The organism is Nitrospirillum guaranorum (assembly GCF_034653275.1).
GTDB lineage: Bacteria > Pseudomonadota > Alphaproteobacteria > Azospirillales > Azospirillaceae > Nitrospirillum.
On the sequence record NZ_JAYEES010000001.1, the window covers coordinates 646,426 to 671,390 of the forward strand.

General features: G+C 67.2%; 20 protein-coding genes. 11 read left to right on the forward strand and 9 right to left on the reverse strand.

The window, feature by feature from the left end:
- Positions 1 to 18 precede the first annotated feature (18 nt).
- A complete protein-coding gene (locus tag UAJ10_RS02545) occupies positions 19 to 3,780 on the reverse strand; it encodes a class I SAM-dependent methyltransferase (protein WP_322913796.1) in 3,762 nt (1,253 codons plus the stop codon).
- A gap of 386 nt (positions 3,781 to 4,166) precedes the next feature.
- On the opposite strand from UAJ10_RS02545, the gene UAJ10_RS02550 reads away from it, so the two are divergent.
- The 4 genes from UAJ10_RS02550 (at position 4,167) to UAJ10_RS02565 (ending at position 10,846) form a co-directional block, all read left to right on the forward strand.
- Positions 4,167 to 5,405, forward strand: a complete 1,239-nt coding sequence (locus UAJ10_RS02550; RefSeq protein WP_322913797.1) for a glycosyltransferase — start codon at positions 4,167 to 4,169, stop codon at positions 5,403 to 5,405.
- A 189-nt stretch (positions 5,406 to 5,594) separates the two neighbouring features.
- Positions 5,595 to 7,799, forward strand: coding sequence for a peptidase domain-containing ABC transporter (locus tag UAJ10_RS02555; protein ID WP_322913798.1), 2,205 nt, complete (start codon positions 5,595 to 5,597; stop codon positions 7,797 to 7,799).
- Entirely contained in the window at positions 7,759 to 9,126 is a 1,368-nt protein-coding gene (locus UAJ10_RS02560; RefSeq protein WP_322913799.1) for an HlyD family type I secretion periplasmic adaptor subunit, read from the forward strand. Before UAJ10_RS02555 ends, UAJ10_RS02560 begins: the two co-directional genes overlap by 41 nt.
- 52 nt (positions 9,127 to 9,178) lie before the next feature.
- On the forward strand, positions 9,179 to 10,846 hold the full coding sequence (locus UAJ10_RS02565) for a tetratricopeptide repeat protein (protein ID WP_322913800.1): 1,668 nt from the start codon (positions 9,179 to 9,181) through the stop codon (positions 10,844 to 10,846).
- A 65-nt stretch (positions 10,847 to 10,911) separates the two neighbouring features.
- Here the strand turns inward: UAJ10_RS02565 and UAJ10_RS02570 are convergent, their stop codons facing one another.
- Both UAJ10_RS02570 and UAJ10_RS02575 read right to left on the reverse strand, forming a co-directional pair.
- Positions 10,912 to 11,973, reverse strand: coding sequence for a rhamnan synthesis F family protein (locus tag UAJ10_RS02570; protein WP_322913801.1), 1,062 nt, complete (start codon positions 11,971 to 11,973; stop codon positions 10,912 to 10,914).
- A gap of 137 nt (positions 11,974 to 12,110) precedes the next feature.
- The gene (locus tag UAJ10_RS02575; RefSeq protein ID WP_322913802.1) at positions 12,111 to 12,989 is read right to left on the reverse strand and encodes a rhamnan synthesis F family protein; all 879 of its coding nucleotides are present in this window, start codon (positions 12,987 to 12,989) and stop codon (positions 12,111 to 12,113) included.
- A 453-nt stretch (positions 12,990 to 13,442) separates the two neighbouring features.
- Between UAJ10_RS02575 and UAJ10_RS02580 the strand changes: the two genes are divergently transcribed.
- The 3 genes from UAJ10_RS02580 to pcaC all read left to right on the forward strand — a co-directional run bounded on the left by UAJ10_RS02580 (position 13,443) and on the right by pcaC (position 16,051).
- The gene (locus UAJ10_RS02580) at positions 13,443 to 14,789 is read left to right on the forward strand and encodes a 3-carboxy-cis,cis-muconate cycloisomerase (RefSeq protein WP_322913803.1); all 1,347 of its coding nucleotides are present in this window, start codon (positions 13,443 to 13,445) and stop codon (positions 14,787 to 14,789) included.
- Positions 14,790 to 14,869: 80 nt separating this feature from the next.
- A complete protein-coding gene (gene pcaD / locus UAJ10_RS02585) occupies positions 14,870 to 15,649 on the forward strand; it encodes a 3-oxoadipate enol-lactonase (RefSeq protein WP_322913804.1) in 780 nt (259 codons plus the stop codon).
- Between the two features lie 12 nt (positions 15,650 to 15,661).
- Entirely contained in the window at positions 15,662 to 16,051 is a 390-nt protein-coding gene (gene pcaC, locus UAJ10_RS02590) for a 4-carboxymuconolactone decarboxylase (protein WP_322913805.1), read from the forward strand.
- Here the strand turns inward: pcaC and UAJ10_RS02595 are convergent.
- A complete protein-coding gene (locus UAJ10_RS02595; RefSeq protein ID WP_322913806.1) occupies positions 16,048 to 16,980 on the reverse strand; it encodes a LysR family transcriptional regulator in 933 nt (310 codons plus the stop codon). The genes pcaC and UAJ10_RS02595 overlap by 4 nt on opposite strands.
- 156 nt (positions 16,981 to 17,136) lie before the next feature.
- Here UAJ10_RS02595 and pcaH point away from each other — a divergent pair, with 156 nt between their 5' ends.
- Both pcaH and pcaG read left to right on the forward strand, forming a co-directional pair.
- Positions 17,137 to 17,883 carry a protocatechuate 3,4-dioxygenase subunit beta gene (gene pcaH / locus UAJ10_RS02600; protein WP_322913807.1) on the forward strand — a complete coding sequence of 249 codons (747 nt, stop codon included), beginning with the start codon at positions 17,137 to 17,139 and terminating at the stop codon, positions 17,881 to 17,883.
- A 3-nt stretch (positions 17,884 to 17,886) separates the two neighbouring features.
- Positions 17,887 to 18,489: a protocatechuate 3,4-dioxygenase subunit alpha gene (gene pcaG, locus UAJ10_RS02605; protein ID WP_322913808.1), complete on the forward strand. Its 603-nt coding sequence runs from the start codon at positions 17,887 to 17,889 to the stop codon at positions 18,487 to 18,489.
- A gap of 58 nt (positions 18,490 to 18,547) precedes the next feature.
- Here the strand turns inward: pcaG and UAJ10_RS02610 are convergent, their stop codons facing one another.
- The 5 genes from UAJ10_RS02610 to UAJ10_RS02630 all read right to left on the reverse strand — a co-directional run bounded on the left by UAJ10_RS02610 (position 18,548) and on the right by UAJ10_RS02630 (position 22,543).
- The gene (locus tag UAJ10_RS02610; RefSeq protein WP_322913809.1) at positions 18,548 to 18,955 is read right to left on the reverse strand and encodes a GFA family protein; all 408 of its coding nucleotides are present in this window, start codon (positions 18,953 to 18,955) and stop codon (positions 18,548 to 18,550) included.
- 16 nt (positions 18,956 to 18,971) lie between these two features.
- Positions 18,972 to 19,730 (reverse strand): pentapeptide repeat-containing protein, encoded by a 759-nt coding sequence (locus tag UAJ10_RS02615; RefSeq protein WP_322913810.1) that lies wholly within the window; start codon positions 19,728 to 19,730, stop codon positions 18,972 to 18,974.
- A 268-nt stretch (positions 19,731 to 19,998) separates the two neighbouring features.
- Positions 19,999 to 20,715, reverse strand: coding sequence for a DUF899 family protein (locus UAJ10_RS02620; RefSeq protein WP_322913811.1), 717 nt, complete (start codon positions 20,713 to 20,715; stop codon positions 19,999 to 20,001).
- Between the two features lie 31 nt (positions 20,716 to 20,746).
- Positions 20,747 to 21,250, reverse strand: coding sequence for a MarR family winged helix-turn-helix transcriptional regulator (locus tag UAJ10_RS02625; protein ID WP_322913812.1), 504 nt, complete (start codon positions 21,248 to 21,250; stop codon positions 20,747 to 20,749).
- Between the two features lie 87 nt (positions 21,251 to 21,337).
- Positions 21,338 to 22,543, reverse strand: a complete 1,206-nt coding sequence (locus tag UAJ10_RS02630; protein ID WP_322913813.1) for a 4-hydroxybenzoate 3-monooxygenase — start codon at positions 22,541 to 22,543, stop codon at positions 21,338 to 21,340.
- 271 nt (positions 22,544 to 22,814) lie between these two features.
- Here UAJ10_RS02630 and UAJ10_RS02635 point away from each other — a divergent pair, with 271 nt between their 5' ends.
- Together UAJ10_RS02635 and UAJ10_RS02640 are read left to right on the forward strand one after the other, a co-directional pair.
- Complete coding sequence (locus UAJ10_RS02635) at positions 22,815 to 23,771, forward strand: helix-turn-helix domain-containing protein (protein WP_322913814.1); 957 nt, start codon at positions 22,815 to 22,817, stop codon at positions 23,769 to 23,771.
- A gap of 125 nt (positions 23,772 to 23,896) precedes the next feature.
- Positions 23,897 to 24,922 (forward strand): AraC family transcriptional regulator, encoded by a 1,026-nt coding sequence (locus UAJ10_RS02640; protein ID WP_322913815.1) that lies wholly within the window; start codon positions 23,897 to 23,899, stop codon positions 24,920 to 24,922.
- The last annotated feature ends 43 nt before the right edge of the window (positions 24,923 to 24,965 follow it).

Consider the following 24,965-nt stretch of genomic DNA (forward strand, 5'->3'; position numbering starts at 1 on the left):
GTGGCCGCCCCTTTGACGTCAGGCGGCCAGCTTGCGCCAAGCCCTTCGAGCCAGCCGGACGATCAGCGGATAGCGGGACTCCGCGAGCAGCACCAGGGCGGCGGCGATGGGGGGGTCCTGATGCCAGGATGGATCACCCCAGCGTTCGAAAATCTCCTTCGCGGCCGAGTGCGCCCGTAGCCCCACCAGGCGGATCACGGCCACCTTGGCGCAGACGGTCAACGTGGCCGGCCAATCACATAGCGCAGAATCTTTCACGGCCTGCTCCAGCAGGGACTGAACCTGGTCCGCAGTCCGCGCGCTGTTCAGGGCGGCGATGGCGCGTTCCCGTGCCACGGGGTGCACGCTGGGGCGGGTCAAGGTGATCAGGCGGCTCAGGCAGTCGTCGCCCGGTCGCGTCACGCCCTTCTCGTCCATGGTTGCCACTGTTGGCAGGTGCAAGCCGGACAAGAGGACCTTCATGTCGGAGCGCAGGCAGGCGCGCTCCGCCTGGCTCAGCATGAAGCCGTCGCTGTCGTCCGCGGTCTCCGCCAGGGTCAGCACGGGGCGGATGTCCGCGCCCAGGACGGCCAGGTTTTGCAGGGCCAGGCGCAAGGCCGCAGGAATGACGCTTCCAACCTCTCCCTCCGGCAGGCCCCGCCGGTGTCGTGCCTGGCGGGCCGTCACGCCCGCCAGGACGGCGGCGGCGGCGTAGCAGGCCGATTGGGCGGCGTCATTATCGATGTTGTTGGCTTGGATGGCTCGGGCTTGCAGCGCAAGCATCAGGTCGCTGGGATCGCGCGCCGTGTAGGGGCGGGACGTTTCCCCGCCAGCCGGGACGGGCAGGGTCGCCAGCGGCGCGATGTCCGGGCCGAAGCGCTGGTCCAGTTGCAGCGTCATCAGGCGAGTCACCGCCACGCGGGCGCATAGGGCCCGGATGGCCGGCCAGTCGCGCAGGGCCGGGTCGTCCAGGGCTCTGCCCAGCAGTGTCTCCACCTCATGGGCGGTCTCGGCGGCCTGTGCCGCCGCCACCATCGCTTCCTGGGCGGCGTGGCGTACGCTGGGTCGGGCCAGGGTGATCAGGCGCGTCAGGCAGTCGTCACCGGGGGCTGGTGCGCCCCGCTCATCCAGGGCTCCAGCCTGGGGTAGCCGCAGATTGGCCAGGACCGTCTTCATGTCGGACCGCAGGCTGTCACGCTCCGCCTGGCTCAGCATGAAGCCGTCGGTGGTGTCCGCAGTTTCGATGAGGGTTAGCAAAGGGCGGATGTCTGCGCCGTCGACCGCCAAGTTTTGCAGAGCCAGGCGCAAGGCGGCGGGGATTATGGTTCCGGCTTGGCCCTCATCCACGTCAAGGCGATGCCGCGCCTCGCGCGCCGTCACCCCCGCCAGGACGGCGGCGGCGGCGTAGCAGGCGGATTGCTCGGCGTCGTTCCCGGCGATATTGGCCTGGATGGCCCGGGCTTGCAGTGCCAGCATCAAGTCGCTGGGGTCCTCTGCCGTATAGGGCAAAGGGGCGCCAGAGGCGCTGGGAACCGGCAGACTTTCCAGCGGCGCCAAGTCCGGACCGAAGCGCGCATCCAGTTGCAGAGCCATCAGGCGCGTGACAGCCACCCGGGCGCACAGGGCGCGTGTGGCTGGCCAGTCGCGCAGGGCCGGATCCTCCAGCGCCTGGTTCAGCAGGCTTTCCACCTCGGCGGCGGTGGGGGCGACTTGCAGGCGAGCGATCGCGGCCTCTTGCGCGGCGTGGCGCACACTGGGGCGGGCCAAGGTGATCAGGCGCGTGACACAATCGTCACCCGGCGCAACCGCCCCCTTTTTGTCCAGGGTTTCGGCTTCCCGCATGCCCAGGGTGCCCAAGGTGGCTTGCATGGTTGGACGGAGGCTTTCACGGTCCGTCTGGTCCAACCTGAAGCCGGTGGCGTCGTCTGCGGTTTCGATGAGGGTCAGCAAGGGGCGGATGTCGGCGCCGTCGACCGCCAGGTTTTGAAGGGCCAGGCGCAACGCGGCAGGTATGATGCTCCCCGCTTCACCCTCATCCACGCCTAGGCGGTGCCGCGCCTCGCGCGCGGTCACGCCGGCCAGGACGGCGGCGGCGGCATAGCAGGCGGACTGTTCGGCGCTATTATCCGTGACGTTGGCCTGGATGGCCTTGGATTGTAGTGCCAGCATCAGGTCGCTGGGGTCCTCCCCCGTATAGGGAAGGGAGGCACCGGAGGAGGTGGGGACCGGCAGGCTGTTCAGCGGGGCCAGGTCCTGGCCGAAGCATGCCTCCAGCCGCAGGGCGATCAAGCGGGCCACGGCCACCCGGGCACAAAGGGCGCGCGTGGCCGGCCAATCGCGCAGAACCGGGTCGTTCACCGCCTGCTTCAGCAGGGCCTCCACCGTGGCGGCGGTTGGGGCGGCTTTCAGGGCGGCGACGGTGGCCTTCCGGGTGCTGTCGCACATGCCGGGACGTGCCAGCATGATCAGGCGCGTGATGCAATCGTCACCCGGTACCGTCGTCCCTTTTTCATCCAAGGTTTCGGCCTCGGGCATGCCCAGCGTGCCCAGGATGGCCTTCATGTCGGGCCGCAGGCTCTCGCGGTCGGTTTGGCTCAGCATGAAGCCGGTGGTGTCGTCCGTTGCCTCGATCAGGGTCAGCAGCGGGCGGATGTCCGCCCCCTGGACCGCCAGGTTCTGCAGGGCCAGGCGCAGGGCGGCGGGAATGGCGGTACCCGCTTCACCGTTATCCATGCTCAAGCGTTGCAGCACCCGGCGCAACGTCACGCCGGCCAGGGCGGCGGCGGCGGCGTAGCAGGCCGACTGGGCCGCGTCGTTGTCCCGGTTATTCACCAGGATGGATTTGAAGTGCAGCGTGGCCATCAGGTTGCTGGGCTCACGCGCGGTGAATTTCTCGAGATTCACGGGGTTGGGCGGGACCACCAGGCTTTCCGGGTCATCCAGGTCGATGCCGAAGCGGGCGCGAACCTGGCGCACAATCTGCTCAAACACCGCCTGCGCCTCGTCGGGGAAGCCGAAATTCACCAACTCCTTGAACAGGCGATAACGGAAGCCGTTCTCCAGCCGGTCATACTTCGGCATGCGCTCGGGTGTCAGGCGCCGGCGCAGGTATTCGCGCAGCAGTTCGCGATCGGCACCGTCAGCCACGTTTTCCGGCAGCGGCATGCGGGAGGCGTGGATGCGCAGGATGCCGGCGACGGGCTTCACGCTGACATGGGTGAAGCCGGCGGCCTGCAGCGCCGTTTCCATCGACGTTGCGGTGAACAGGGTCATGTGCGAGCCGGGGCTGATGATGGGCCACATCATCGATGTCGGCGTTTCCGGCTTCAGCACCCCGCCGTCCGGTGTCGTCAGGACCAGGATGCCCGTGTCGTTCAGGCCGCGGCTGAGCGTTTTCAGCAAGGGCACCGGGTTCGGCACGTGCTCCAGCAACTCGAAGGCGGCCACCACGTCATAGGTGACGGGCAGGGGGGTGTCCTCGGTGAAATAGTCAGGGACGATGTCCAGGCCCAGCCACTGGCGTCCCAGCTCCGACGCGCGGGAGGGGTCGTAGCCCTTGGCTTTCCAACCCAGCGCCACCTCGACATAGTCGCTGATGAAGCCGATGTTGGCGCCGATGTCCAGCAGGCGGCCTTCCCCCGGCTTCAGCCAGCCCATGGGTTCCAGCATCACGTCCAGGCCGGCACCCATCTCCAGGTACAGGTCCGTGGCAGCGATGAAGATGCCGGTGTCATGGCTATAGTCCCCCACCGTCCGGTCGGTGGAGAAGCGGACGGTGCATCGCCGGCAGCACAGCAGCACCCAGTCCGGATCGTGCGGTCCCCCCAGGGAACGGTCAGGGTCGGCGCATGGGGGCCGGTCTCGCCACAGACCGGGCAGGGGGCCGCGATGGTCGGGGCGTCGGCGGAGGGCCAGCGGATGTCCATGCGAAATGCTTCCGTCCTGAAATGCGTTCCTCCGCCCTATGGCACGGCGGGGGCTATCTACCCGGTTGTGCCCGAGGGCCGGCGGATTTGTCCAGCGCCCGTCTGCGGTGCCGGGCTGTGGCCACTCATGGGCGTGAACCCGTTGGGCGCCCCTCATGGGCGTGGCCCCGATGGGCGTGGACAAGGCCGGCGGCCATCCATGAGAATGCGCGACGGGCCCGGGGGGGCTGTTGGCCCGGGATGATGGGGACGCGCATAGGCATGTTTCGGGTTTTGCTGCTGCATAAGGATTTTCCCGGCCAGTTCCGGCCCCTGGCCTTGTCGTTGCTGGCCGATCCACGGATCGAGGTGCGCGGATTGGGCCAGCGGGAGGAGTGGGAGCTGCCGGGGCTTACCCCGCAGCTCTACCGCGACATGCCCACCGTGGCCGCGGGCACCCATCCTTATCTATTGAGCGCCGCCGATCATATCATTCGCGGCCAGTGCGCGCTGCGGGACGCCGTGGGCATGGCGCAGCAAGGATATCGTCCCGATTTGATCATCGGCCATTGCGGCTTCGGCGATACGCTTTACATGAAAGACTTGTGGCCAGACGTTCCGCTGGTTGGTTACTTTGAGTTTTACTATCACAGCTGGGGGGCGGACGTGGGTTTCGACCCACTGTTCCCCGTCACCCTGGACGACCTCGCCCGGGTGCGCACGCTGAACGTCGTCAACCTGCTGGGGCTGGAGGCTGTGGATTTGGGCATCTGCCCGACCGAATGGCAGCGCTCGCTTCATCCGCCCGCCTTTCGCGACCGCCTGCAGGTCATGCATGAGGGGATAGACACCGACCTCGCCTGTCCCGGGCCGGCGCCGGCCTTCACCCTGTCCGACGGCATGATCCTCACGCCAGGGGACGAGGTTGTGACCTACGTGGCGCGGGATCTGGAACCCTATCGGGGCTTCCACGTCTTCATGCGCGCGCTGCCGGAAATCCTGAGACGGCGGCCCGGGGCTCGGGTGGTGGTGGCCGGGGGGGATGGCGTCAGCTACGGCCCGCCGCCCGCCGGTGGCGGGACTTGGCGCGAGCGCCTGCTGGCGGAAGTGGGACCGGCGCTGGATTCGAGCCGGGTGCATTTCCTGGGGCCGGTGGATCACGGCCGATTTTTGGACCTGATGCGCTTGTCCAGCGCGCACGTCTATCTCACCTATCCCTTCGTGTTGTCCTGGTCGATGCTGGAGGCCATGGCCTGCGGCGCTTTGCTGGTCGCCTCCGACACGCCGCCGGTGGCGGAGGTGGTGCGGGATGGGGTGAACGGCTTGCTGTTCCCGTTCTTCGATACGGGCATGTTGGCCAGCCGGGTGGTGGAGGCGCTGGATCGCGGCGCCGCGTTGGCGCCCCTGCGGCAAAACGCGAGGAAGACGGTGAGGGCGCGATTCGACGCCCGCACCCGGGCTGTCCCCGCCTGGCGCCAGGCCCTGGCGCGGTTCGGATGCCCTCTGCCGGCAGGGGCTTAATTCATCGTTTCATTTAAATGACGCATTAACCGGGCAGAAAATCCGGGGCAGGCATATGTAGAATTTGCCGTTTCTTTTATGAGTGCGCTAAGGTCGCGCGCAAAGGGGGTCGGCCCCTGCCCGAAAGGGGAATAGGCCGGCATAATGGGGTTCTGTACGGCGGATGACGTGAGCGCAGATTCATCGACCATGAACGGGGCCATCGTGGACCACACGATGCTCACCGCATTGCTGCTTGTGGCGCAGCACCACGGCGTCCATCTCTCGCGGGAGCAGCTGGTCCGGACCTATGCCGAGGGGGAAGGCGAGGTCAAGCGCGCCGTCCTGGTGCATGCCGCCGACGAGAAGGGCTTCGAGGCCCGCGCCGTCCGCATGAACTGGCGCCAGCTGATGCGCCTGGGCCGGGCGGTTCCCGCCATCCTGTGCCTGAAGGACGGGACCGCCCTGGTGCTGACCGGCGTGTCGCCCAGCGTTTCCCCGCCCATCATCTATGTCCGCGAGCCGGGCCAGGCCAACCAGATCCGCCCCCTGGACGAGATCGCGCTGGATGAGATCTGGGCCGGCGACGTCGTCCTGATGAAGCCGAAGAACACCGAGGCGGAGGAGCGGGGCCTGTTCGGGCTGGGCTGGCTGATGGGCGAGGTGATGCGCGAACGCCGCATCTTCCGCGACGTGGGCCTGGCCGCCTTGATCATGAGCATTTTCGCCCTGGTGCCGCCGCTGGTCTACATGGTCGTGGTCGACCGCGTCCTGGTGCACCAGCGCATGTCCACCCTGGTGGTTCTGGCCGTCGGCGTGGGGTTCGTGGTCGTTTTCGACACCGCCTTCGGCTGGCTGCGCCGCTACCTGGTGGCGGAGGGCACCGCCCGCATCGACGGCCGTCTGACCGCTTTCGTCTACGACCGCCTGCTGGGCTTGCCCATCGAGGTGTTCGAAAGCCTATCCACGGGCCTCATCAACCACCGTCTGAACGAAATCTGGCGCGTGCGCAATTTCCTGACCGGTCAGCTGTTCGGCACCGCGCTCGACACGATGACCCTGGTCATCATCATCCCGGCCATGTTCTTCATGAACGCGATCCTCAGCCTGTGGGTGCTGGGCATCGCCTGCGTCATGTTCCTGGTCGTTCTGCTGTACATGCCGATGATCGGCCGGTACCACGCCAAGGTGGTGGAGGCGGAGACCCGCAAGAACTCCTTCCTGATTGAAAGCATCCACGGCATGCGGACGATCAAGTCGCTGGCGCTGGAAGGCAGCAAGCGGCGCGGGTGGGACATGCGGGGCGCCCAGGCGGTGAAGGCCCACCGCAACCTGGCGCTGGTCGCCAACCAGCCCCAGACCATCCTGCAGCCGCTGGAAAAACTGACCTATTCCGGCACCCTGCTGCTGGGTTGCTACATGGCGCTGTCGTCCGACCAGGCGGCGCTCGCCGGGTCGCTGGTGGCGTTCACCATGCTGGCCAGTCGCGCCACCCAGCCGCTGGTCCAGATCGCCTCCATGCTGCAGCAGTTGCAGGAAGTGCGCGGCGCCATCGGCCAGGTCGCCTCCATCGTCAACATCCCGCCGGAAGAGCTGCGGTCGGACCATGGCCTGCGCCCCCGGTTCCATGGGCACATCAGCTTCGAGGATGTCAGCTTCCGCTACCCCGGCGCTCAGAACAAGGCGCTGGACCGGGTCACCGTCGACATCCCGCGGGGCAGCGTCGTCGGCGTGATGGGGCGTAGCGGCTCGGGCAAGACCACCGTGACCCGCCTGCTGCAGGGCCTGCACCAGGATTACGATGGCCTGATCAAGATCGACGGCGTCGATCTGCGGCAGATGGACATCAGCCACCTGCGGTCCAACTTGGGCGTCGTGCTGCAGGACAACTTCCTGTTCAGTGGCAGCGTGCGCGAGAACATCGGCGCCGCCCGGGCCGACGCCTCGTTCGAGGAGATCATCGAGGCCGCCCGCATGGCCGGCGCCGAGGAGTTCATCGAGCGCCTGCCGCGCGGTTACGATACCTTCCTGGCCGAGGGGTCGACCAACATCTCCGGCGGGCAGCGCCAGCGCATCGCCATCGCCCGCGCCCTGTTGGTCGACCCGCCCATCCTGATCCTGGACGAGGCGACCAGCGCCCTGGACCCGGACAGCGAAGCCATCATCAACAGCAACCTGCAGCGCATTTCCGAAGGCCGGACGATGGTGATCATCTCCCATCGCCTGACCTCGCTGGTGGATTGCGATATGATCGTGGTGATGGAGCGCGGGCGGGTCTACGACGTCGGCACCCATGAGGAATTGCTCCAGCGGTGCGATATCTATCGTCACCTCTGGTTCCAGCAGAATCGCCATCAATCTTCCGGAGTTCCCAATGAGCGCGCGCTCTCTGGTCCCGACGCCCCGCGGGAGTGACGCCGTCGTCGCCCAGGCGATCAACGACTTCCAGTCCGAGATCGCCGCGGTCGTGGGGGCCCCCTATCCCAAGCCGGTGCGCAGCACGCTGTACACCCTGTCGGCCATGGTGGCCGTCGCCCTGATCCTGGTTTCCGTGGTGAAGCTGGACGAGGTGGTGACGGCCCCCGGCAAGGTGGTGTCGCGCACGCCCAGCATCGTGGTGCAGCCGCTGGACACCTCCGTCGTCCGGTCCATCATGGTGCGGCCGGGGCAGGAGGTGAAGAAGGGCGACCTGCTGGTGACGCTGGACCCGACCTTCGCGTCCGCCGACGCCTCGCAGCTGCGCGACCAGGTCGCGTCGCTGACGGCCGAGGTCGCCCGCCTGGAGGCGGAGCAGGCCAAGACGATCTATGACCCCGGGGCGGAGCCGACGACGCAGGCGGCCTTGCAGCTGTCGGTCTGGCGGTCGCGCCAGGCGGAATACAAGGCCAAACTGGCGAACTACGACCAGAAGATCGAGTCAGCCCAGTCCACCATGGTGCGCAGCCAGCGGGACATGGAGTACTTCAAGTCCCGGGTGGCGGTGACCTCGGAGATCGAGGACATGCGCGCCAAGCTGGAAAAGAAGGAATACGGCAGCCGCCTGAACACCCTGCTGGCCCAGGACAGCCGCACCGAGATGATGCGCAACCTGGCCAGCGCCGAACAGCAGGCCCGGTCGGCCTCGCATGACCTGGAGGCCCTGCGGTCGGAGCGGGAGTCCTTCCTGCATCAGTGGCAGGCGGATCTGGCCCAGGATCTGTCCAGCAAGCGGACGGACCTGCAGAAGGCCAGGGATGACCTGTCCAAGGCGGAACGCCGCAACGACCTGGTGGAGATGCGCGCCATCGAGGACGGTTCCATCCTGTCCGTGGGTGACATTTCCGTGGGTTCCGTCGCCAAGACCGGCGACATGCTGGTGACCCTGGTGCCGGCCAACGCGCCGCTGGAGGCGGAGGTCGACCTGGATGGTGCCGACCAGGGCCATGTCAAGCTGGGCGACAAGGTCGAGATCAAGCTGGACGCCTACCGCTTCGTCGAGCATGGGACGGCCAAGGGCATCCTGCGCAGCGTCAGCGACGACAGCTTCACCCGCCAGGATAACGGCCAGCCGACCTCGCGGCGTTTTTTCCGGGGCCGGATCGAGATCACCGAGGTCAAGCTGCACAACGTCGGCAAGGAAGGCGTGCACCTGGTCCCCGGCATGCCGCTCAGCGCCGACATCATGGTCGGGCGCCGCACCATCCTGATGTACCTGATGGAAACGGTGCTGCGTCAGGCGTCCGAGGGGATGCGCGAGCCTTGATCGGCATCCACTTGAACGGCACCCGGGGGATCACTGCGGCGCGCGGCGGGTCATGGTCGGCTTTTCGACGCTGATAGATCGGGCCGCCACGTGGCGGATCGGGCGGTCGTCCGCCGATTGGTCCCTGGCCATGGCCTATCGCCTGGCCGCCCGCGGCGATGATGTCGCCGCGGCGCGGGCGTTCGCGGCGGCGGCCCGGGCGGGTTCGATCGAGGGGATGCGCGGGCTGGCGGATGCGCTGATGCAGGGGCGTGGTGTCCTACCCGACCCGGCGGCGGCGGTCCGCTGGATCACGGCCGCGGCGGAGAAGGGCGACGCCAATTCCCAGGCGCGCCTGGGCGCCCTTTACGCCAACGGCCTTGGTCGCCCGCCGGCGGAGGGCGACACCAGCGGCTCCTTCCATCTGCCGGTGGATATCCCGCTGGCGCGCCTATGGTCGGAGAAGGCGGCGATCCAGGGCCATATCGAGGCCCAGGTGCTGCTGGGCTGGCTGCTGTCGCGACGCAGCGGGTCGGAGGGCGATCCTGTGCGAGCCGCCGAGTGGTATCGCCGCGCCGCGGACGCCGGCAACCACGCGGCCAAGGTGGGCTTGGCCATGATCCTCGCCAGCGGTGACCTGGGGGAGCCGGATGCGGCCGGGGCCGTGCGACTATATGAAGAGGCGGCGGCCGTCGGCAATCCCACCGCGATCTATTACCTGGCCATGGCCTATATGCTGGGCGAAGGCACGCCCCAGGATTTGGACCGAGGCGTGGCCGCCCTGAAGCGGGCGGCGGATCTGCAGGTGGCTGGAGCCCAGCGGTCGTTGGGCGTCATGTACATGCGTGGCCAGAACGTCCCCCAGGATGGCGCGGCGGCGGAGACTTGGCTCCGTCGCGCCGCCCTCAAGGGCGATGTCGAGGCCATGGCGCTGCTGGGGGATCTTCACGCCGGCCGGCTGGCCCGGGTCCCCAGCGATATCGAGGCGGCGCAGTGGTATCAGGCGGCGGCCGACCGCAACCATGCCGGGGCGCAGATGGCGCTTGGGCTGGCATACGCCGGCGGGCGGGGACTGCCCAAGGACGTGTTCGAGGCGGTGCGCTGGTTCACCAAGGCGGCCGACAGCGGTTTCGTTCCGGCCCAGTTCCGCATGGGCATCTGTCACCTGGGGGGCGAGGGCGTTCCCCAGGACTATACCAAGTCCGTCCACTATTTTCGAATGGCGGCCGAAGCCGGCCACGCCGACGCCCTCTATAACCTGGGTGTCCTGCATTATCACGGCTATGGCCTGGAGAAGAACGAGGCCCAGGCCATGGTCCTGTACGGCCAGGCTGCGGAGAAGGGCAGCGCGTCGGCCCAGTTCAGGGTGGGGCGTGCCTATGCGACCGGGGCCGGCTTGCCGCAGGACGATGCCGCCGCCCTGGTGTGGACGCGGCGGGCGGCGGAGCAGGGGCATGTGCCGGGGCAGGTCAATCTGGCGCGCATGCTGCTGGCCCAGGCGCATGGGGCACAGGGGGCCGCCGCCGTGGCGGAGGCCCGGGCCTGGCTGGAAAAGGCCACGGCCGCCGGCAGCGGTGAAGCCATGAGCACCCTGGCCGAGTTGATCGCCGCCCATGACGGTGCGGCGGGCGTGGAAACGGCGCTGGAGTGGGCGCGGCGCGCGGCCAAGGCGGGCGATCCCCGCGCGCCGCAGGTGGTCGAGGCCCTGGAGGCCCGGGCTTTCCAGGGTGAGGTTCGCTGATAGGCGACTTGATCTGCCCTGAGTACTTCGCCCGCTCGCCGGACGGTGGGTGAATCGGGTTCCGTTCAGTGCACCCGGTTGCGCATCGACATCTGCAGATGGTGCAGGATGAGATTGGTGTCGTAACTGGAAGAGAGGCGGATGACCTCTTCCCATCGATGAACATAGGGGATACCCACGGGATTGCGCTGCAGTAGATCCCGCTTGATGAACGGGTAGGCCTTGCGCGCCACCAGATGATCCCAGAAATAGTGGGTCTGGTTCAGGGGCATGCCATGGCTGATGGCCGCTTGTGTATGGCGCAGATAGGGAAGCACCAGGTCATGGAAATGGCCCGCGTTGCTCCCCGCTTCCGTCTTCTTCGCCTTCATGAGTTCATTGAGGGGGCCCGAGAGTTCCGCCACGACGTCACGATAGGAATGCAGAGCATGGCAGCGAAAGCCCGCGCGTAAGAAGAAGCGGGTCAGGCCGATCTCATAATCACGGATGACCCAGCGTTTACTCCGGTAATAGCGTACTCTGCGCCAGAACTTTGCGAAACTGGGGCTCCGCAATACAGCCTGGTGGAAGACCACAAAATAGCTTTGCAGGTGGAAATGGCGATCCCAACTGTCGGTCAGGCCCCAGACGTCGGCGATGGCGGGGTCGGTCCGCTCAACCACCTCGTTGATGTCCTGCAGCGGGCCGTAAATGCTGTCATTGGTGATCAGCAGATGGTCCAGGGCGCCTAGGTCATTGATCAGCGCGATGCCGTCCTTGAAAGCGCCGAAATCCCAGCCGATGTTACGGCGCTTCAGCACCCACGCGACGTGGGGCAGCACTTTCTCGGTTTCCGCAGCGGAAAGCTTGGGACAATTGCTGGCGAAGATGATCGCATAGCCAGCTTCCGCCAGTTTGGCGATGAAATAAACGACATAGTCGTGGACGATACCGCGCGGGTCATAATGATTGAAGACGGCGATCTTGCGCGCGCCTTCCAGGGGAATCTGACCGGGAAGGCTGGCTTTAACCGTAGGGCGGCGAGGCAGGACATCCTCAACGGAGCAGCGGGCCAAATCCACATAGTCAACCAGCCTCATGGGGAGTTGTAATCCCTTTTTGAGCTTTTTTAAGATTGCGTCAGACATGAAGCTGTCAATTCCCTTTCCTAGTAGGTGCACTATAAGACACTTACCGGCTTTCTGAAAAGCAAACCCACAGCCTTCGATGTCGATACCGCACATGAGACATCGGCGACGATGAGGGAAGGCATGCCGCCTTTACGTTAATTTGTGGAAAGGTGTTCGTGGATAAGGGCAGGGTCATAAGTTGAGACCCTAGATACAACGCGCTCCCAATCTCCAACATTGGGAATGTTGGCGGGATTCTTTTGCAGCAATTCACGTTTAATGAAAGGAAAACCCAGGCCCACGGTCAGCTCGTACCAGAAAAAATGAGTCTGGTTGATGGGAACGGACGCCTTGATGCGGCTGGCGAGCATTTGCGCGTACCCGGCCGGCGACGTTATGTCCGCTTTCGGCGGCGCGGTTCGCGGCGTATGGGACCGCATGAATGTTTCGGTGACGGTGTTGTAGGGGAACAGCGCCTTGCAGCGCAGCCCCCCGTCCTGCAGCATCCGCGTCAGCCCGATCTCATACTTTTCGATGATCCAATGCTTGCGCCGGAAGCAGCGGACACCGTCCCAGAAGCGCCGGAACGCCTCGGAGCGCAACGCCCGCTGGTGGAACAGCAGGAAAAAGCTTTGCAGGTGGTAATGACGTTCCCAGCTGTCGGTGCTGCCCCAGATGTCGGCCTCGGCCGGTGTGGCCCGGTCGATCAGGGGATCCAGGTCATAAAGGGGGCCGAAGACGCTGTCGTTGGTGATCAGCAGCATCTCGCGCTCTTCCAACGCCGGCACCAGGGAGATGGCCTCGCGATAGGCGGCGAAGTCCCAACCGATGTTCTGGCGGGAAAAGGCCAACGCCACGTCCGGCAGCAGGGGCGCCACCGTCTGGTCGCTCAGGCAGGGCGTGTTGCTGGCGAAGACCACGGCGAAGCCCGCCTCCCGCAGCTTGCGGACATGGTAGCGGACGTAGGGGGCGATGGTGTCGGTCCGCGCGAAGTGCATGAAGACGGCCACCCGGGCCGCGCCGTCCAACGCCACCTGGCCGGTCCAGCTTTTCTCGATGCGGCCCACCGCGGGAGGTGGGGGAAAAACAGCAACTCGGCGTAATCGGCCGTGCGGGTGATCAGCAGGCGGCTACGATAGGCGACTTGGCGGACGATACGGCGAAACAGGTCACGCACTCAAACACATCCTAACCACACATCCGGCTCGCCTTTGGCTAACCACACATCCGCCTCGCTTCGTCGGCTGGCGTGCGCCGGCCGCCAGGGGCCTGATCAGCAAGGCGAGCGCCCGCCCCTTTATGCCCGAGACGATGTGGTCAAACAATGTCGAGAACCGGGGGGGCCGCCATGGGGGAGTCACCGATGTTCATCTGCCGAACATTTGTTCGCAAATGCACGGCTGTTCCTGGCGCGTGGCATGGCTCATTCCCGCCGATCCGGTGCTATCGTGGCGACCGCCCTTCAAGAATGGCGGGAGGAGTGAGAGATGCCTGGATTGCTGGACCCGCTGTTCCGGGGCGGGGCGGTGGACGCGATGTTCACCGATACCGCCACCGTGCAGGGCATGCTGGATTTTGAGGTGGCCTTGGCGCGGGCGGAGGCGCGGCTGGGCATCATTCCCCCGGGCGCCGACGTTGCCATCGCCGCGCACTGCCGGGCAGAGCGTTTCGACCTGGATGCCTTGGCCCATGCCGCGGCCAAGGCCGGCAACACCGCCATTCCCCTGGTCAAGGCGCTGACGGCGCGGGTGGCGGCGGCTGATCCCGACGCCAGCCGCTTCGTTCATTGGGGCGCCACCAGCCAGGACATCATGGACACCGGCCTGGTCCTGCAAATCCGCCAGGCCCTGCCACTGGTGGACAAGGACCTGGACGCGCTGGAGGGGCATCTGGCCCGCCTGGCGGCAACCCATGCCGAGACGCCCCTGGCCGCGCGCACCTGGATGCAGCAAGCCCTGCCCACCACCTTCGGGCTGAAGGCCGCCGGTTGGATGGCCGCTGTCGGTCGCGCCCGCCGGGCCTTGGCCACGGCGGGGCGGGACTGCCTGGTGCTGCAGTTCGGTGGGGCCGCCGGCACGCTGGCCGCCTTGGGGGACCGGGGGCTGGATGTCGCGGCGGCCCTGGCCGTTGATTTGGACCTGGCCTTGCCCGATCTGCCCTGGCACGGCCACCGCGACCGGCTGGCGGCGCTGGGGGCGGCGCTGGGCCTGGTGGCCGGCGTGCTGGGCAAGATGGCCCGCGATCTGTCGCTGCTGATGCAGACCGAGGTGGGCGAGGCGTTCGAGCCGGCGGAGGCTGGCAAGGGCGGATCGTCCGCCATGCCGCACAAGCGCAATCCCGTGGCCTGCGCCGTCGCGCTGTCGGCCGCCACCCGCGTGCCGCCCCTGGTCGCCACCCTGTTTGCCGCCCTGCCGCAGGAGCAGGAGCGCGGCCTGGGCGGCTGGCACGCGGAGTGGGAGACCTTGCCGGAAATCTTCCGCCTGGTGGGCGGCAGCCTGCGGGTCATGGCCGACGCCATGGCCGGGCTGGAGGTGGATGCCGGCCGCATGCGCGCCAACCTCGACATCACCCGGGGCCTGCTGATGTCGGAATCGGTGGTCATGGCGCTGGGGCGGGCGCTGGGCCGGGGACCGGCGCACAGCCTGGTGGAAAAGGCCAGCCGTCAAGCGGTGGCCGAAGGCCACAGCCTGGGCCAAGTGCTGGCCACGCTGCCGGAGGTCACCGCCCACCTGTCACCGGACCAACTGGCGGCGGCGCTGGACCCCGCCAGCTATCTGGGCATGGCGCCGCGATTCGTCGCCCGGGCCCTGGCGGCTCGTTCACGTGACGTTTGATCATGACCGATCAAACGTCCCCTCAATCGGCCGGCACGGTCGCCCCCAACCCTTCTCGCGATGCATGAGGAAGACGCACCATGCCGTTGATTACCCTGGATGATGGCTGCCACCTGAGCTATCGCGTCGACGGTCCCGCCGACGCGCCGCCCCTGGTGTTGTCCAACTCGCTGGGCACCGCCATGGCGATGTGGGAACCGCAGATGGCGGCCCTGGCCCAACACTATCGCGTCATCCGCTATGACAGCCGGGGCCATGGCTCCAGCGACGCGCCGGCCGGTCCCTACACCATGGAGCGGCTGGGCCAGGACGTGCTGGGCCTGCTGGACGAGTTGGACATCTACCGTGTCCGGTTCTGCGGCCTGTCCAAGGGCGGCATGGTGGGCCAGTGGCTGGGCATCAACGCCGGCCAGCGGCTGGACCGCCTGGTGCTGGCCAACACCGCCGCCTACATGGGCCCGGCGGAAAGCTGGCAGGGGCGCATGGACCTGGTGGCGGCCCAAGGCATGGCGGCCGTCACCGAGGCGGTGATCCAGCGTTGGTTCACCCCCGGCTTCGTGGCCGCCCAGCCCGATGCCGTGGACCGGGTGCGACGGCTGCTGCTGGCCACCAAGCCGCAGGGGTACGTGGGCTGCTGCGCCGCCATCCGCGACATGGACCAGCGGCCGCAACTGCCCGTCATCGCCGTGCCCACCCTGGTCATCGGTGGCACCCAGGACCCGGCCACCCCGCCGGAGAAGGCGCGGGAACTGCACGCCAACATCAAGGGCAGCACGCTCATGATGCTGGAGGCCGCGCACCTATCGAATGTCGAACAGGCGCACGCCTTCACCGCCGCCGTGATTGATTTCCTGGCCTGAGGAGCAGACCCCATGGATGAGCAAGAGCGTTTCGACCTGGGCCTCGCGACCCGCAAGTCCGTGCTGGGGGAGGCCCATGTCGATCGGGCGCTGGCCGGCCGCACCGAGTTCAACACCGAGTTTCAGGACCTGATCACCCGCTACGCCTGGGGGGAGATCTGGACGCGGCCCGCCATCGACCATCCCACCCGTCGCCTGCTTACGTTGGCGATGATGATCGCCCTGAACCGGGGGGAGGAGTTCAAGATGCACGTTCGCGCCGCCGTGCAGCACGGCGTATCCCGCGACCTGATCAAGGAAGTGATCCTGCAAAGCGCCATCTATTGCGGCGTGCCGGCCGCCAACACCGCCTTCCACCAAGCGGCAGAGGTGTTCGCCGCGCTGGACGGGGCGGGGGCCTAGGCCCCGTCCTCCATCTCACGCGCCACCGCCTCCAGTTGCCCGCGTAGCCAGGCCTGGGCGGGGTCGTGCTGGCCCCGCAGGTGCCAGGCCATGTACATGCGCAGGGCGTCGGTGCCCGGCGGGGCCATGGCCAGCAGGTCGGGGGGCAGGGGGCCGGCATCGAAGTCCGCCAGTTCCACCCTGTGCAGCCGCCCGGGAATGCAGGCGATCAGGTCGGTGCCGCGCAGGAAGGGCGCCAGGCCAGAGAAATTGGCGACCGACACCACGACGTCGCGGTGGATGCCCAGCCCCTCCAGCGCCTTGTCGAAGTTCAGCGGGTCGGCCGAGGGGTGGACCACCGTGACGTGGCGCCCGGCCAGGAAGGCGGCGGCGCTGGCGGGGGCGGCCCGCCGCGCCCCATCGAAAACACAGACATAGCGGTCGTCGAACAACCGCTTCTGGATGATGTCCAGCCCTTCCGGTGGGGCGGGGGAGATCAGCAGGTCGCAGCGCGCCTCCCGCAGCATCTCGTTGGTGGGGCGGCCGGAAGGGATGACGTGCAGGCGGAAGTCCGCCAGCTGCGCCGCCACCCGGGCGTAAAAGCGGGGCAGCAGCAGGTCGCGTTGGAAATCGTTGGCCGCCACCGTCCAGGACAGGCGGGCCTGCGCCGAGTCGAAGCCGTCACCCGCCGTCAGGGCCTTCAGCCCATCCATGAGCAGCCGCGCCTGGGGCACCAGGCGTTCCGCATGCTGGGTGGCGACGATGCGCCGTCCGGACTTCACGAACAAGGGATCGCCCACCAGGCGGCGCAGGCGGTTCAGCGCGTGGCTGACGGCCGACTGCGCCATGTCCAATCGCCGTGCGGCGGCGGAGACCGACCCCTCCTCATACACCGTCACGAACAGGCGCAGCAGATGGCCGTCCACACCCAGATGATCGAAGCTGCCCACGCCGACCTCGGTTTATCCATGAACCATATCGATGGATTATATGCCCATGTATGGGATTTTCAGAACTATCGATTGGTCTAGGGTGGGAGTGAAAGATGTGGGCGCCGCATCGTGGCCCGCCTCTCAAGAACCAATCCCGGGAGGACGGGACCTGAGATGAATAGCGATACCAGAGAGTTCCCCTGGGGAGAGTTCACCCGGCGCGACCGCGCCTGGCATCCGCCGGCCTTCACGCCGCCGTACAAGACGTCCGTCCTGCGCTCCCCCGGCAAGGCGCTGGTCTCCCTGCGCCAGTCCATTGGCGAGCGCACCGGCCCCGTGTTCGGCCACGGCGACCTGGACCCTTTGGACAACGACCTGATCCGCAACTACATCACCACCGGTGGTGAGGCCATCGGCGAACGCATCATCGTCCATGGCCGCGTGGTGGATGAGATGGGGCGGCCGGTGAAGGGCAGCCTGGTCGAGGTCTGGCAGGCCAACGCCGGCGGCCGCTACCGCCACGGCAACGATCGCTACCTGGCGCCGCTGGACCCCAATTTCGGCGGCTGCGGCCGCTGCGTCACCGACGACGACGGGCGCTATTTCTTCCGCACCATCAAGCCGGGGCCCTATCCCTGGATGAACCACAACAGCGACTGGCGCCCCTCGCATATCCATTTCTCGCTGTTCGGCAACGCCTTCGCCCAGCGCCTGGTGACCCAGATGTATTTCGAGGGCGACCCGCTGATCCCGCTGTGCCCCATCATCGGCACCATCCGCGACAAGGCGGCGGTGGACATGCTGGTGGCCAAGCTGGACATGAACGAGATGGTGCCCTTCGACAGCCTGGTCTATCGCTTCGACATCGTGCTGCGCGGCCGCCGCTCCACCTTCTTTGAGAACCGGCCGGAGGGGAACTGAGCCATGCCTGTCCAGTATCTGAAGGAAACCCCCTCGCAGACCGGCGGCCCCTACGTCCATATCGGCTGCCTGCCGCACTTCGCCGGCCTGAACCTGCGCACCCAGGAAAAGCTGCACGTCCTGGCGGGCGGCGGTGTGCCGGGGGAGCGGATCCGCATCGAGGGCGTGGTGTGGGACGGCTCCGGCCACCCCTTGCGCGACGTGATGCTGGAGCTGTGGCAGGCCGACGCCAATGGCGTCTACAACGCGCCCGGCTTCCGCGGCTGGGGCCGCGTGGGCGCCGACCCGCAGACGGGCCTGTGGGGGTTCGAAACCATCCGTCCCGGCGCCACGCCCTGGGTCGACGGCCGGCCGCAGGCGCCGCATTGCTCCCTGCTGCTGTTCGCGCGCGGCATCAACATCCACCTGCACACCCGCATCTATTTCGATGATCGTCCGGAGGCCAACGCCGCCGACCCGGCGTTGTTGTCGATCGAGCTGGTGAATCGCCGCCAGACCCTGATCGCCACGCGGCAGGCCGGGGGCCAAGGGGGATTGGACGTGCCCACCTTCCGCTTCGACGTCCATTTGCAGGGCGACAAGGAAACGGTGTTTTTCGACTGCTGACCGTTTCCCTTCGAAGCGTTGGAAAGGCCCGGTCCGCCCGACCGGGCCTTTCCCGTCCCTAGTCCTCGTAACGGCTGGTGGCGTCCCGGTCGCGTTCGTAATGGTGGTTCAGCGGAAAGGGCGGCAGCCAAGATTCGCGCCGGATGGTCCAGTTCTCATACGTCGGCTTGAACTGGTCCGGCGCGTCCAGGGACCCCAGGTTCACCTCGACCTCGTCGCCTGTCCGCGAGAAGACGGAGGAGCCGCAGCGGGGGCAGAAGAACCGCCCGGCATAGTCGCCGGTCTCCCCGGTGATGGTCACCGCCTCCTGCGGGAAGATGGCGGTGGCGTGGAACAGCGCCCCATGCTGCTTGCGGCAATCCAGGCAATGGCACAGGCCGACCCGGTAGGGCCGCCCCGTCGCCACGATCCGCACGCCGCCGCACAGGCAGCCGCCGGTATGTCGTTCGCCGGTATGTCGTTCCATGTCCCGTCTCCCTGACTCAGCGTTCGCACACCTCGATGCCGGCGGCGGCCAGCAACAGGTGCTGCTGGTCGGCCGCGATCTTCAGGCCGCCGTAGCCGGCCAACTGCCGGATATCCAGGCCGCTGACTTCCGCCCCGCGCAGGTCGGCGCCATCCAGTTTGGCATCGGTGAGGGTGGCCTGGAACAGGTCGCTGTCGCGCAGGTCCGCGCCCGTCAGGTCGGCGGCGTGCAGGTCGGTTTCCCGCAGCCGGCAGCCGGTGACCACGGCGTCGCGCAGCGACAGCCGCGACAGGTCGGCCAGCTCAAAGGTGCAGTCGCGGAAGGTGGCACGGTGCACGGTCTGCGCCCGGCTGAGCGCGTGGTGGAACTCCACCAGATGGAAGCGCGCGCCGAAGAAGGTGCAGCCCTCCGCCTCCACGTCGAACAAGGTGCAGCGGTCCAGCGTGGCGAACGACAGATCGCAGCGGCTGAGGCGGGCGGCCCGCAGGTCGTTGAAGGCCAGGGTGCAACCGGCGGTCTTGTCCTCCGGGTCGACGAAGCGGCATTCCTCCAGCACCGCGTCGCGCAGCTTGGCATGCGACAGGCGGCAGCGGATGAAGTGGCAGGCGCGAAAGCGGGCGTCGCTGAAGTCGACGGCGGTGAAGCGCACGTCCTCGAAAACACAATCCTCGAACCGGCAGCCGGCGGCATCCAGGTCACGCCAGTCCATGGCGGTGAAACGGGCGTCGCGGACCAGGCCGGCGGCCAGCAGGTCTTCCAGGGGGTCGATGTCCATGCCGGGCCAGCCTAATCAAACACGGGAAGGGGCCGAGGATAACGTGGCCGGGCCTGGCGTCATCGTGCCTTCTGCGCAGGGTGCGGCGGCTCGTTCCGCACCACCGCCGTCAGGGCGCATTGGGTCAACACCAGGGCCAGCAACAGGCCGGTCGCGGCGTGGCGGAGGGGACGGGTCATGGGGTGGCCATCGGCTGAGGGCGGGACGCTGTTGAAATAGAACCCGCCGCGCGCCCGCCAATGCACCCGTCCTTCCGGTATCAGCCGAATTAACCTTGGGGCGTGTAATCCAGCTTGGGATACCAGTACGGCGGCCGGCCGCCGGGGGTGCAGTCCAGTACCATCCACAAGGGTGCCGGATCGGGTGCGCCGCGCGGATCCTGGCCAGGATCCGCGGTGGCGCCCGTCATCTCCCCCGACCAGAAATGGCGGATGGTGCCGTCACGCCGGGTGAAGACGTTCAGCGCCGGGATTTCCGACCCGTCCGGCAGGACGCCGAAATAATCGCGGGAATAGGTGTCGTCGGCGTCGGTGTAGAGCCGCAGATGGCGCCAGCCGCGCTCCCGCTTCCAGGCCAGCAGCTTGTCGATGGGGGAGCGGGCGATGACGGCCAACGACACCTGTTGGCCGATGTCGGCGGCATTGCCCTCCCATCCGCCCAGCAGGTTGGTGCACATGGGGCAGGGGCGCTGGCGCTGGGGGCCGAACATATAGCTGTAGAGCACCAGCGTGTCTTTGTCGCCGAACAGGCCGGCGAAGTCGGTGGTCGCGCCATCCTCGCCCACGAAGCGGTAATCGCCGGTGACTTGGCCGCCGGGGGGCAGAGCGCGGCGCTGGGCCGCCACTCGCTCCAGATGGCGGCGCAACTCGATCTCCTCCGCCAGCAGATTGGTGCGGGCGGCGCGGTATTCGGCGCTTTCGTTGGGGAAGCGCAGGGGGTTGTCGCGGGCCAGCTGATCGGCGGGCCTCAGGGTTTGGGCATCCATGGTCAAGAACTCCTCCGTCGGGTTTCGCCGTTCAGGAAAGGGCGGCCAAGTCCGCCCGCAGGCGGTCGGGGCCCGGTTGACTGGTATCGCCGGCGCCCAACCAGTTCTCGATCTCAGCATGGGTCGCGCGCCAGACGGGCAGGGCCGCCGCCAGCCGGTCACGTCCGGCGGGGGTCAGAGTCAGCACGCGGCCGCGCCTGTCCCCCGGATCCACGGTGACAGTCAGCAGGCCGTCCCGCTCCAGCGGCTTCAGCGCCGCCGTCAGGGTGGTGCGGTCCACCGCCAGCAACTCGGCCACCGGGCCCAGGCGGGCTGGCGTCGGCCGGTTGAGCGACATCAGCAGCGAGAACTGGCCGTTGGTCAGGCCGACCGGGCGCAGGGCGTCGTCAAACCGCCGCGCGACCCGCCGGGCGGCGCGCTGCAGATGCAGGCACAGGCAATGGTCACGCACATACAGCGTGGCGGCATAGGGTACGGTGGCGTCGGGCATGGGCATGCCGAGAGCCGTGGCGGCGATGTCGAGCGTCTTGGGCATGACTTATTTAGGTTGATATCAACCTTACGAGTCAAGAACAATGCGACGGCCGGATGGCCGCCGCACCGGGGGACATGCCGTCGCGTGTCAGATGGGCAGCCCCACATAGTTCTCCGCCAGGGCGGTGGCGGCGGCGCGGGAGCTGACGACGTAATCCAGGTCGGCTTCGCGGATGCGATGCTCGAAGGGGCTGGCGGCCGCATCGGTGTGCAGCATCGTGGTCATGTACCAGGAGAAGCGTTCGCCCTTCCAGATGCGGGCCAGGCAGGTGGCGGCGTAGGTGTCCAGGCCGGCGCTGTCGCCCTTGGCGTAGAATTTCTCCAGCGCGCGGGACAGCACCAGCACGTCGGCCACGGCCAGGTTCAGGCCCTTGGCGCCGGTCGGCGGCACGATGTGGGCGGCGTCGCCCGCCAGGAACAGCCGGCCGTGGCGCATGGTCTCGCAGACGAAGCTGCGCATGGCGATGATGCCCTTCTGGATGATGGGCCCCTCGGTCAGGGTCCAGCCGTCCACCGTCTCCAGCCGCTGGTGCAGTTCCGACCAGATGCGCGCGTCGGGCCACAGGGCGATGTCGTCCTTGGGATCGCACTGGATGTACAGGCGCTGGATCTCCGGCGACCGCATGCTCAGCAGGGCGAAGCCCCGGTCATGGCGGGCGTAGATCAACTCATGATGGGATGGCGGCGCCTCGGTCAGGATGCCCAGCCAGCCATAGGGGTAGATCTTTTGGAACTCCTTGCGCGCCGAGGCCGAGATGGCCTGGCGGCTGGGACCGTGGAAGCCGTCGCAGCCGGCGATGAAGTCGCAGGCCAGCACGGCGGGCGTACCGTCGGCCTGGGCGTAGGTGATGAACGGGCGGTCGGTGGCGACGTCGTGCAGCGCCACGTCCTTCACGCCGAAATGGATTTCCGCACCCTGGGCCAGACGGTGGGCCACCAGGTCCTTGATCACCTCATGCTGGGGATAGACCGTCACCTTCTTGCCGCCGGTCAGCTCCACCATGTCCAGGTGGTGGCTCTGCCCTTTGAAGCGCAGGGTGATGCCGGTGTGGAAATGGCCCTCGCGCATCATGCGCTCCCCCACGCCCAGCTGGTTCATCAGGTCGACGGTCCAGTTCTCCAGCACGCCGGCGCGGATGGTGCCCTCGATCTCTTCCCGGGTGCGGGATTCCAGGATGACGCTGGCGATGCCGTGGCGGTGCAGCAGTTCCGACAGGAACAGGCCGGCGGGACCGGCGCCGATGATGCCGACCTGGGTGCGGATCTGGGCGCGGATCCGGGGTGTTGCGACCATGGGGTGGGCCCTCCCGAGCCTAGCGATTTTTATCCTGGGCCGCCTGGATCAGGCCGGCCGACCCCGGAACAATAGGGGGCGGCAAGGCCTTCCCGGAATGGACGCCGGTTCACAAAAATTGGATTTTTTCGCAACAATCGCCCAAGATAACCGTCTGCCCACCTCACCGGTCGGCACAATCGGACCATCGAATTCATCGATACATGTTATTGGCCATATCGATCCGTCCTTGGCATTTTTCCACCGGTGCCCATTGCGTGGGGGCGCGAGGATGAGCCGCCCCGACATTCCCGTCTTCTCGCTGTATGGGGAGGCGCCGGCCACGGCCGAGGACCGCTTCCTGCATGTGGAGCTGATCGAGGATCGCAGCAGCCTGGTGGATTGGCGCATCCGCCCGCACCAGCATGGCGACCTGGTCCAGTTCCTGGCCATCCGCGAGGGCGGGGGCCGGGTGCAGGCGGACCAGCGCACCTGGACCTTCGACGGACCCACCCTGATCCTGGTGCCGGCCGGTGTGGTGCACGGCTTCGCCTTCGCCCGCGGCACCATAGGCTGGGTCGTCACCCTGTCCGACCGCATCCTGCGCGGCCTGGCCCAGCGCGACCCCGCCTTCGCCGTTCTGACGCGGGAACCCGCCTGCCTGGATATGGCGGGGCAGGTGCCGGCCTTCGCCGCCGTGCTGGCCGCCGCCGACGGCGTCTTGTGTGAGCTGCGCGGCGATGGCGCCGGCCGTCGCGCGGCGGCGGAGGGACACATGCTGCTGCTGCTGGCCGCCATGCTGCGGGTGGCGCGCCCGGCTGAGGTGATGAGCGCGGCGGCGGGTGGGCGTTCCGGCCAGGTGGCGCTGGTGGCGGCCTTCCGCGCCCTGGTGGAGCGGCACTACCGCAGCCACCGGCCGCTGGACGCCTACCTGACGGAACTGCGCACCTCCTCCTCGACCCTGCGCGCGGCCTGCCTGGCGGTCACGGGGCGGCCGGCCATCGGCCTGATCCAGGACCGGCTGATGACCGAGGCCAAGCGCCTGATCCTCTACAGCGGCCAGACCATCGCCGCCGTGGCCTATGAACTGGGCTTCGAGGATCCGGCGTACTTTTCCCGCTTTTTCAACAAGCAGAGCGGTGAGGCGCCGCGCGTCTGGCGACGGCGGCTGATGGCGGAATGGCCGGTGGCCGACACCGCCTCGCTGGAACCGCCGGACCCGTTGGCGTCCCCGGTCGCCGATACGTGAACCGGCAGCATGCCGGCTAAATGATTTTGATTCTTAACGGTACGGATGTTGCGCTTAATCGGGTAGTCGCGGCCGCCTATCAGGGGCGGCCTGTCGCCTGACAACACGGGGGCGCGAGGGTTCCGATGACCGCATGGCACTTGATCACCGATCAGTTCCCCGTCGAGCAGCGTCGCGACGTATGGCGCGACGCGCTGGAGAAACTGAAGCTTCCATTGGACCATTTACCGGAAGATGAAGACTTCTTCGCCAAATTGTTTTGCCTTAAGTCGCCTCTCGGCATCGAATTCGCCCGCATCACTTCATCGCCGCAGGAAATATCCGGCCGCCTGATGAAGAAGGTGGACGCCGTCTGGCTGATTGTCTTGATCGAGGGAAGCGCCACCTTGACTCATCCGGGTGGTAAACTGGAGCTGGCGCCCCAGGATATCATCTACGGCCAGACGGGAATCCCCGCCTCGTTGTCCTTCAGCACCAAATTCCAGGTCCTTTACGCTCTAATTCCCAAGTCGGCTGTCAACCCTCGATTGATCACGCCGCTATCTTTTGGTGTTCTGCATTTGCCGGGGCGGTCAGGAATTGGGCACGTGCTTTCGGGAATGCTCAAGGCTTTGGCAGAAACATTCGGCACCTTGACCGAAGGTCCGCTGCGGCCCATCGACATGGCGCTGTCGGAGTTCCTGATGACGGCCCTGGCCGACAATCCGCAGGTGCAGACGGCGCGCGGGTCGGCTGGCATCCGCTCCATGGCGCTGCAGCGCATCTGCCAGATCATCGAAACCCGGCTCAGCGATCCCGACCTGACGCTGGAGGACGTGGCCAACGAATATGGCGGCTCCGCCCGCTATCTGCAAAAGCTGTTCAAGGAGGTCGACCAGACCTTCAGCGGCTATGTCCGCAACCGCCGGCTGGAACGCTGCCGGCATGACCTGATCAACCCCACCTTCGCCCATCTGGGCATCTCCCAGATCTGCTTCCGCTGGGGGTTCAACGAGGCGGCGCATTTCAGCCGCGCCTTCCGCGACCGCTACGGCACAACTCCGCGCGCCTATCGCCAGTCGGCGGGCATGGCCGACAACGACAACGGCGATTTCCAGGTGCCGCCCGGCGTGGGCGCGGAGGGTGCCGCCGTCCATCAGTTCGCGGAGTAAGGCGCTTCCCGTACGATCAAACGGCGCCCTGCTATGGGGCGCC

What these genes read in the sequence shown, in the direction of transcription:
- UAJ10_RS02580 (WP_322913803.1), top strand. Translation starts at nt 13,443, where the DNA reads ATGCCTGGATTGCTGGACCCGCTGTTCCGGGGCGGGGCGGTGGACGCG.
- UAJ10_RS02555 (WP_322913798.1), top strand. Translation starts at nt 5,595, where the DNA reads ATGAACGGGGCCATCGTGGACCACACGATGCTCACCGCATTGCTGCTT.
- UAJ10_RS02630 (WP_322913813.1), bottom strand. Translation starts at nt 22,543, where the DNA reads ATGGTCGCAACACCCCGGATCCGCGCCCAGATCCGCACCCAGGTCGGC.
- UAJ10_RS02610 (WP_322913809.1), bottom strand. Translation starts at nt 18,955, where the DNA reads ATGGAACGACATACCGGCGAACGACATACCGGCGGCTGCCTGTGCGGC.
- UAJ10_RS02640 (WP_322913815.1), top strand. Translation starts at nt 23,897, where the DNA reads ATGACCGCATGGCACTTGATCACCGATCAGTTCCCCGTCGAGCAGCGT.
- UAJ10_RS02625 (WP_322913812.1), bottom strand. Translation starts at nt 21,250, where the DNA reads ATGCCCAAGACGCTCGACATCGCCGCCACGGCTCTCGGCATGCCCATG.
- UAJ10_RS02550 (WP_322913797.1), top strand. Translation starts at nt 4,167, where the DNA reads ATGTTTCGGGTTTTGCTGCTGCATAAGGATTTTCCCGGCCAGTTCCGG.
- UAJ10_RS02635 (WP_322913814.1), top strand. Translation starts at nt 22,815, where the DNA reads ATGAGCCGCCCCGACATTCCCGTCTTCTCGCTGTATGGGGAGGCGCCG.
- pcaD (WP_322913804.1), top strand. Translation starts at nt 14,870, where the DNA reads ATGCCGTTGATTACCCTGGATGATGGCTGCCACCTGAGCTATCGCGTC.
- UAJ10_RS02615 (WP_322913810.1), bottom strand. Translation starts at nt 19,730, where the DNA reads ATGGACATCGACCCCCTGGAAGACCTGCTGGCCGCCGGCCTGGTCCGC.
- pcaC (WP_322913805.1), top strand. Translation starts at nt 15,662, where the DNA reads ATGGATGAGCAAGAGCGTTTCGACCTGGGCCTCGCGACCCGCAAGTCC.
- pcaH (WP_322913807.1), top strand. Translation starts at nt 17,137, where the DNA reads ATGAATAGCGATACCAGAGAGTTCCCCTGGGGAGAGTTCACCCGGCGC.
- UAJ10_RS02560 (WP_322913799.1), top strand. Translation starts at nt 7,759, where the DNA reads ATGAGCGCGCGCTCTCTGGTCCCGACGCCCCGCGGGAGTGACGCCGTC.
- UAJ10_RS02570 (WP_322913801.1), bottom strand. Translation starts at nt 11,973, where the DNA reads ATGTCTGACGCAATCTTAAAAAAGCTCAAAAAGGGATTACAACTCCCC.
- pcaG (WP_322913808.1), top strand. Translation starts at nt 17,887, where the DNA reads ATGCCTGTCCAGTATCTGAAGGAAACCCCCTCGCAGACCGGCGGCCCC.
- UAJ10_RS02565 (WP_322913800.1), top strand. Translation starts at nt 9,179, where the DNA reads ATGGTCGGCTTTTCGACGCTGATAGATCGGGCCGCCACGTGGCGGATC.
- UAJ10_RS02620 (WP_322913811.1), bottom strand. Translation starts at nt 20,715, where the DNA reads ATGGATGCCCAAACCCTGAGGCCCGCCGATCAGCTGGCCCGCGACAAC.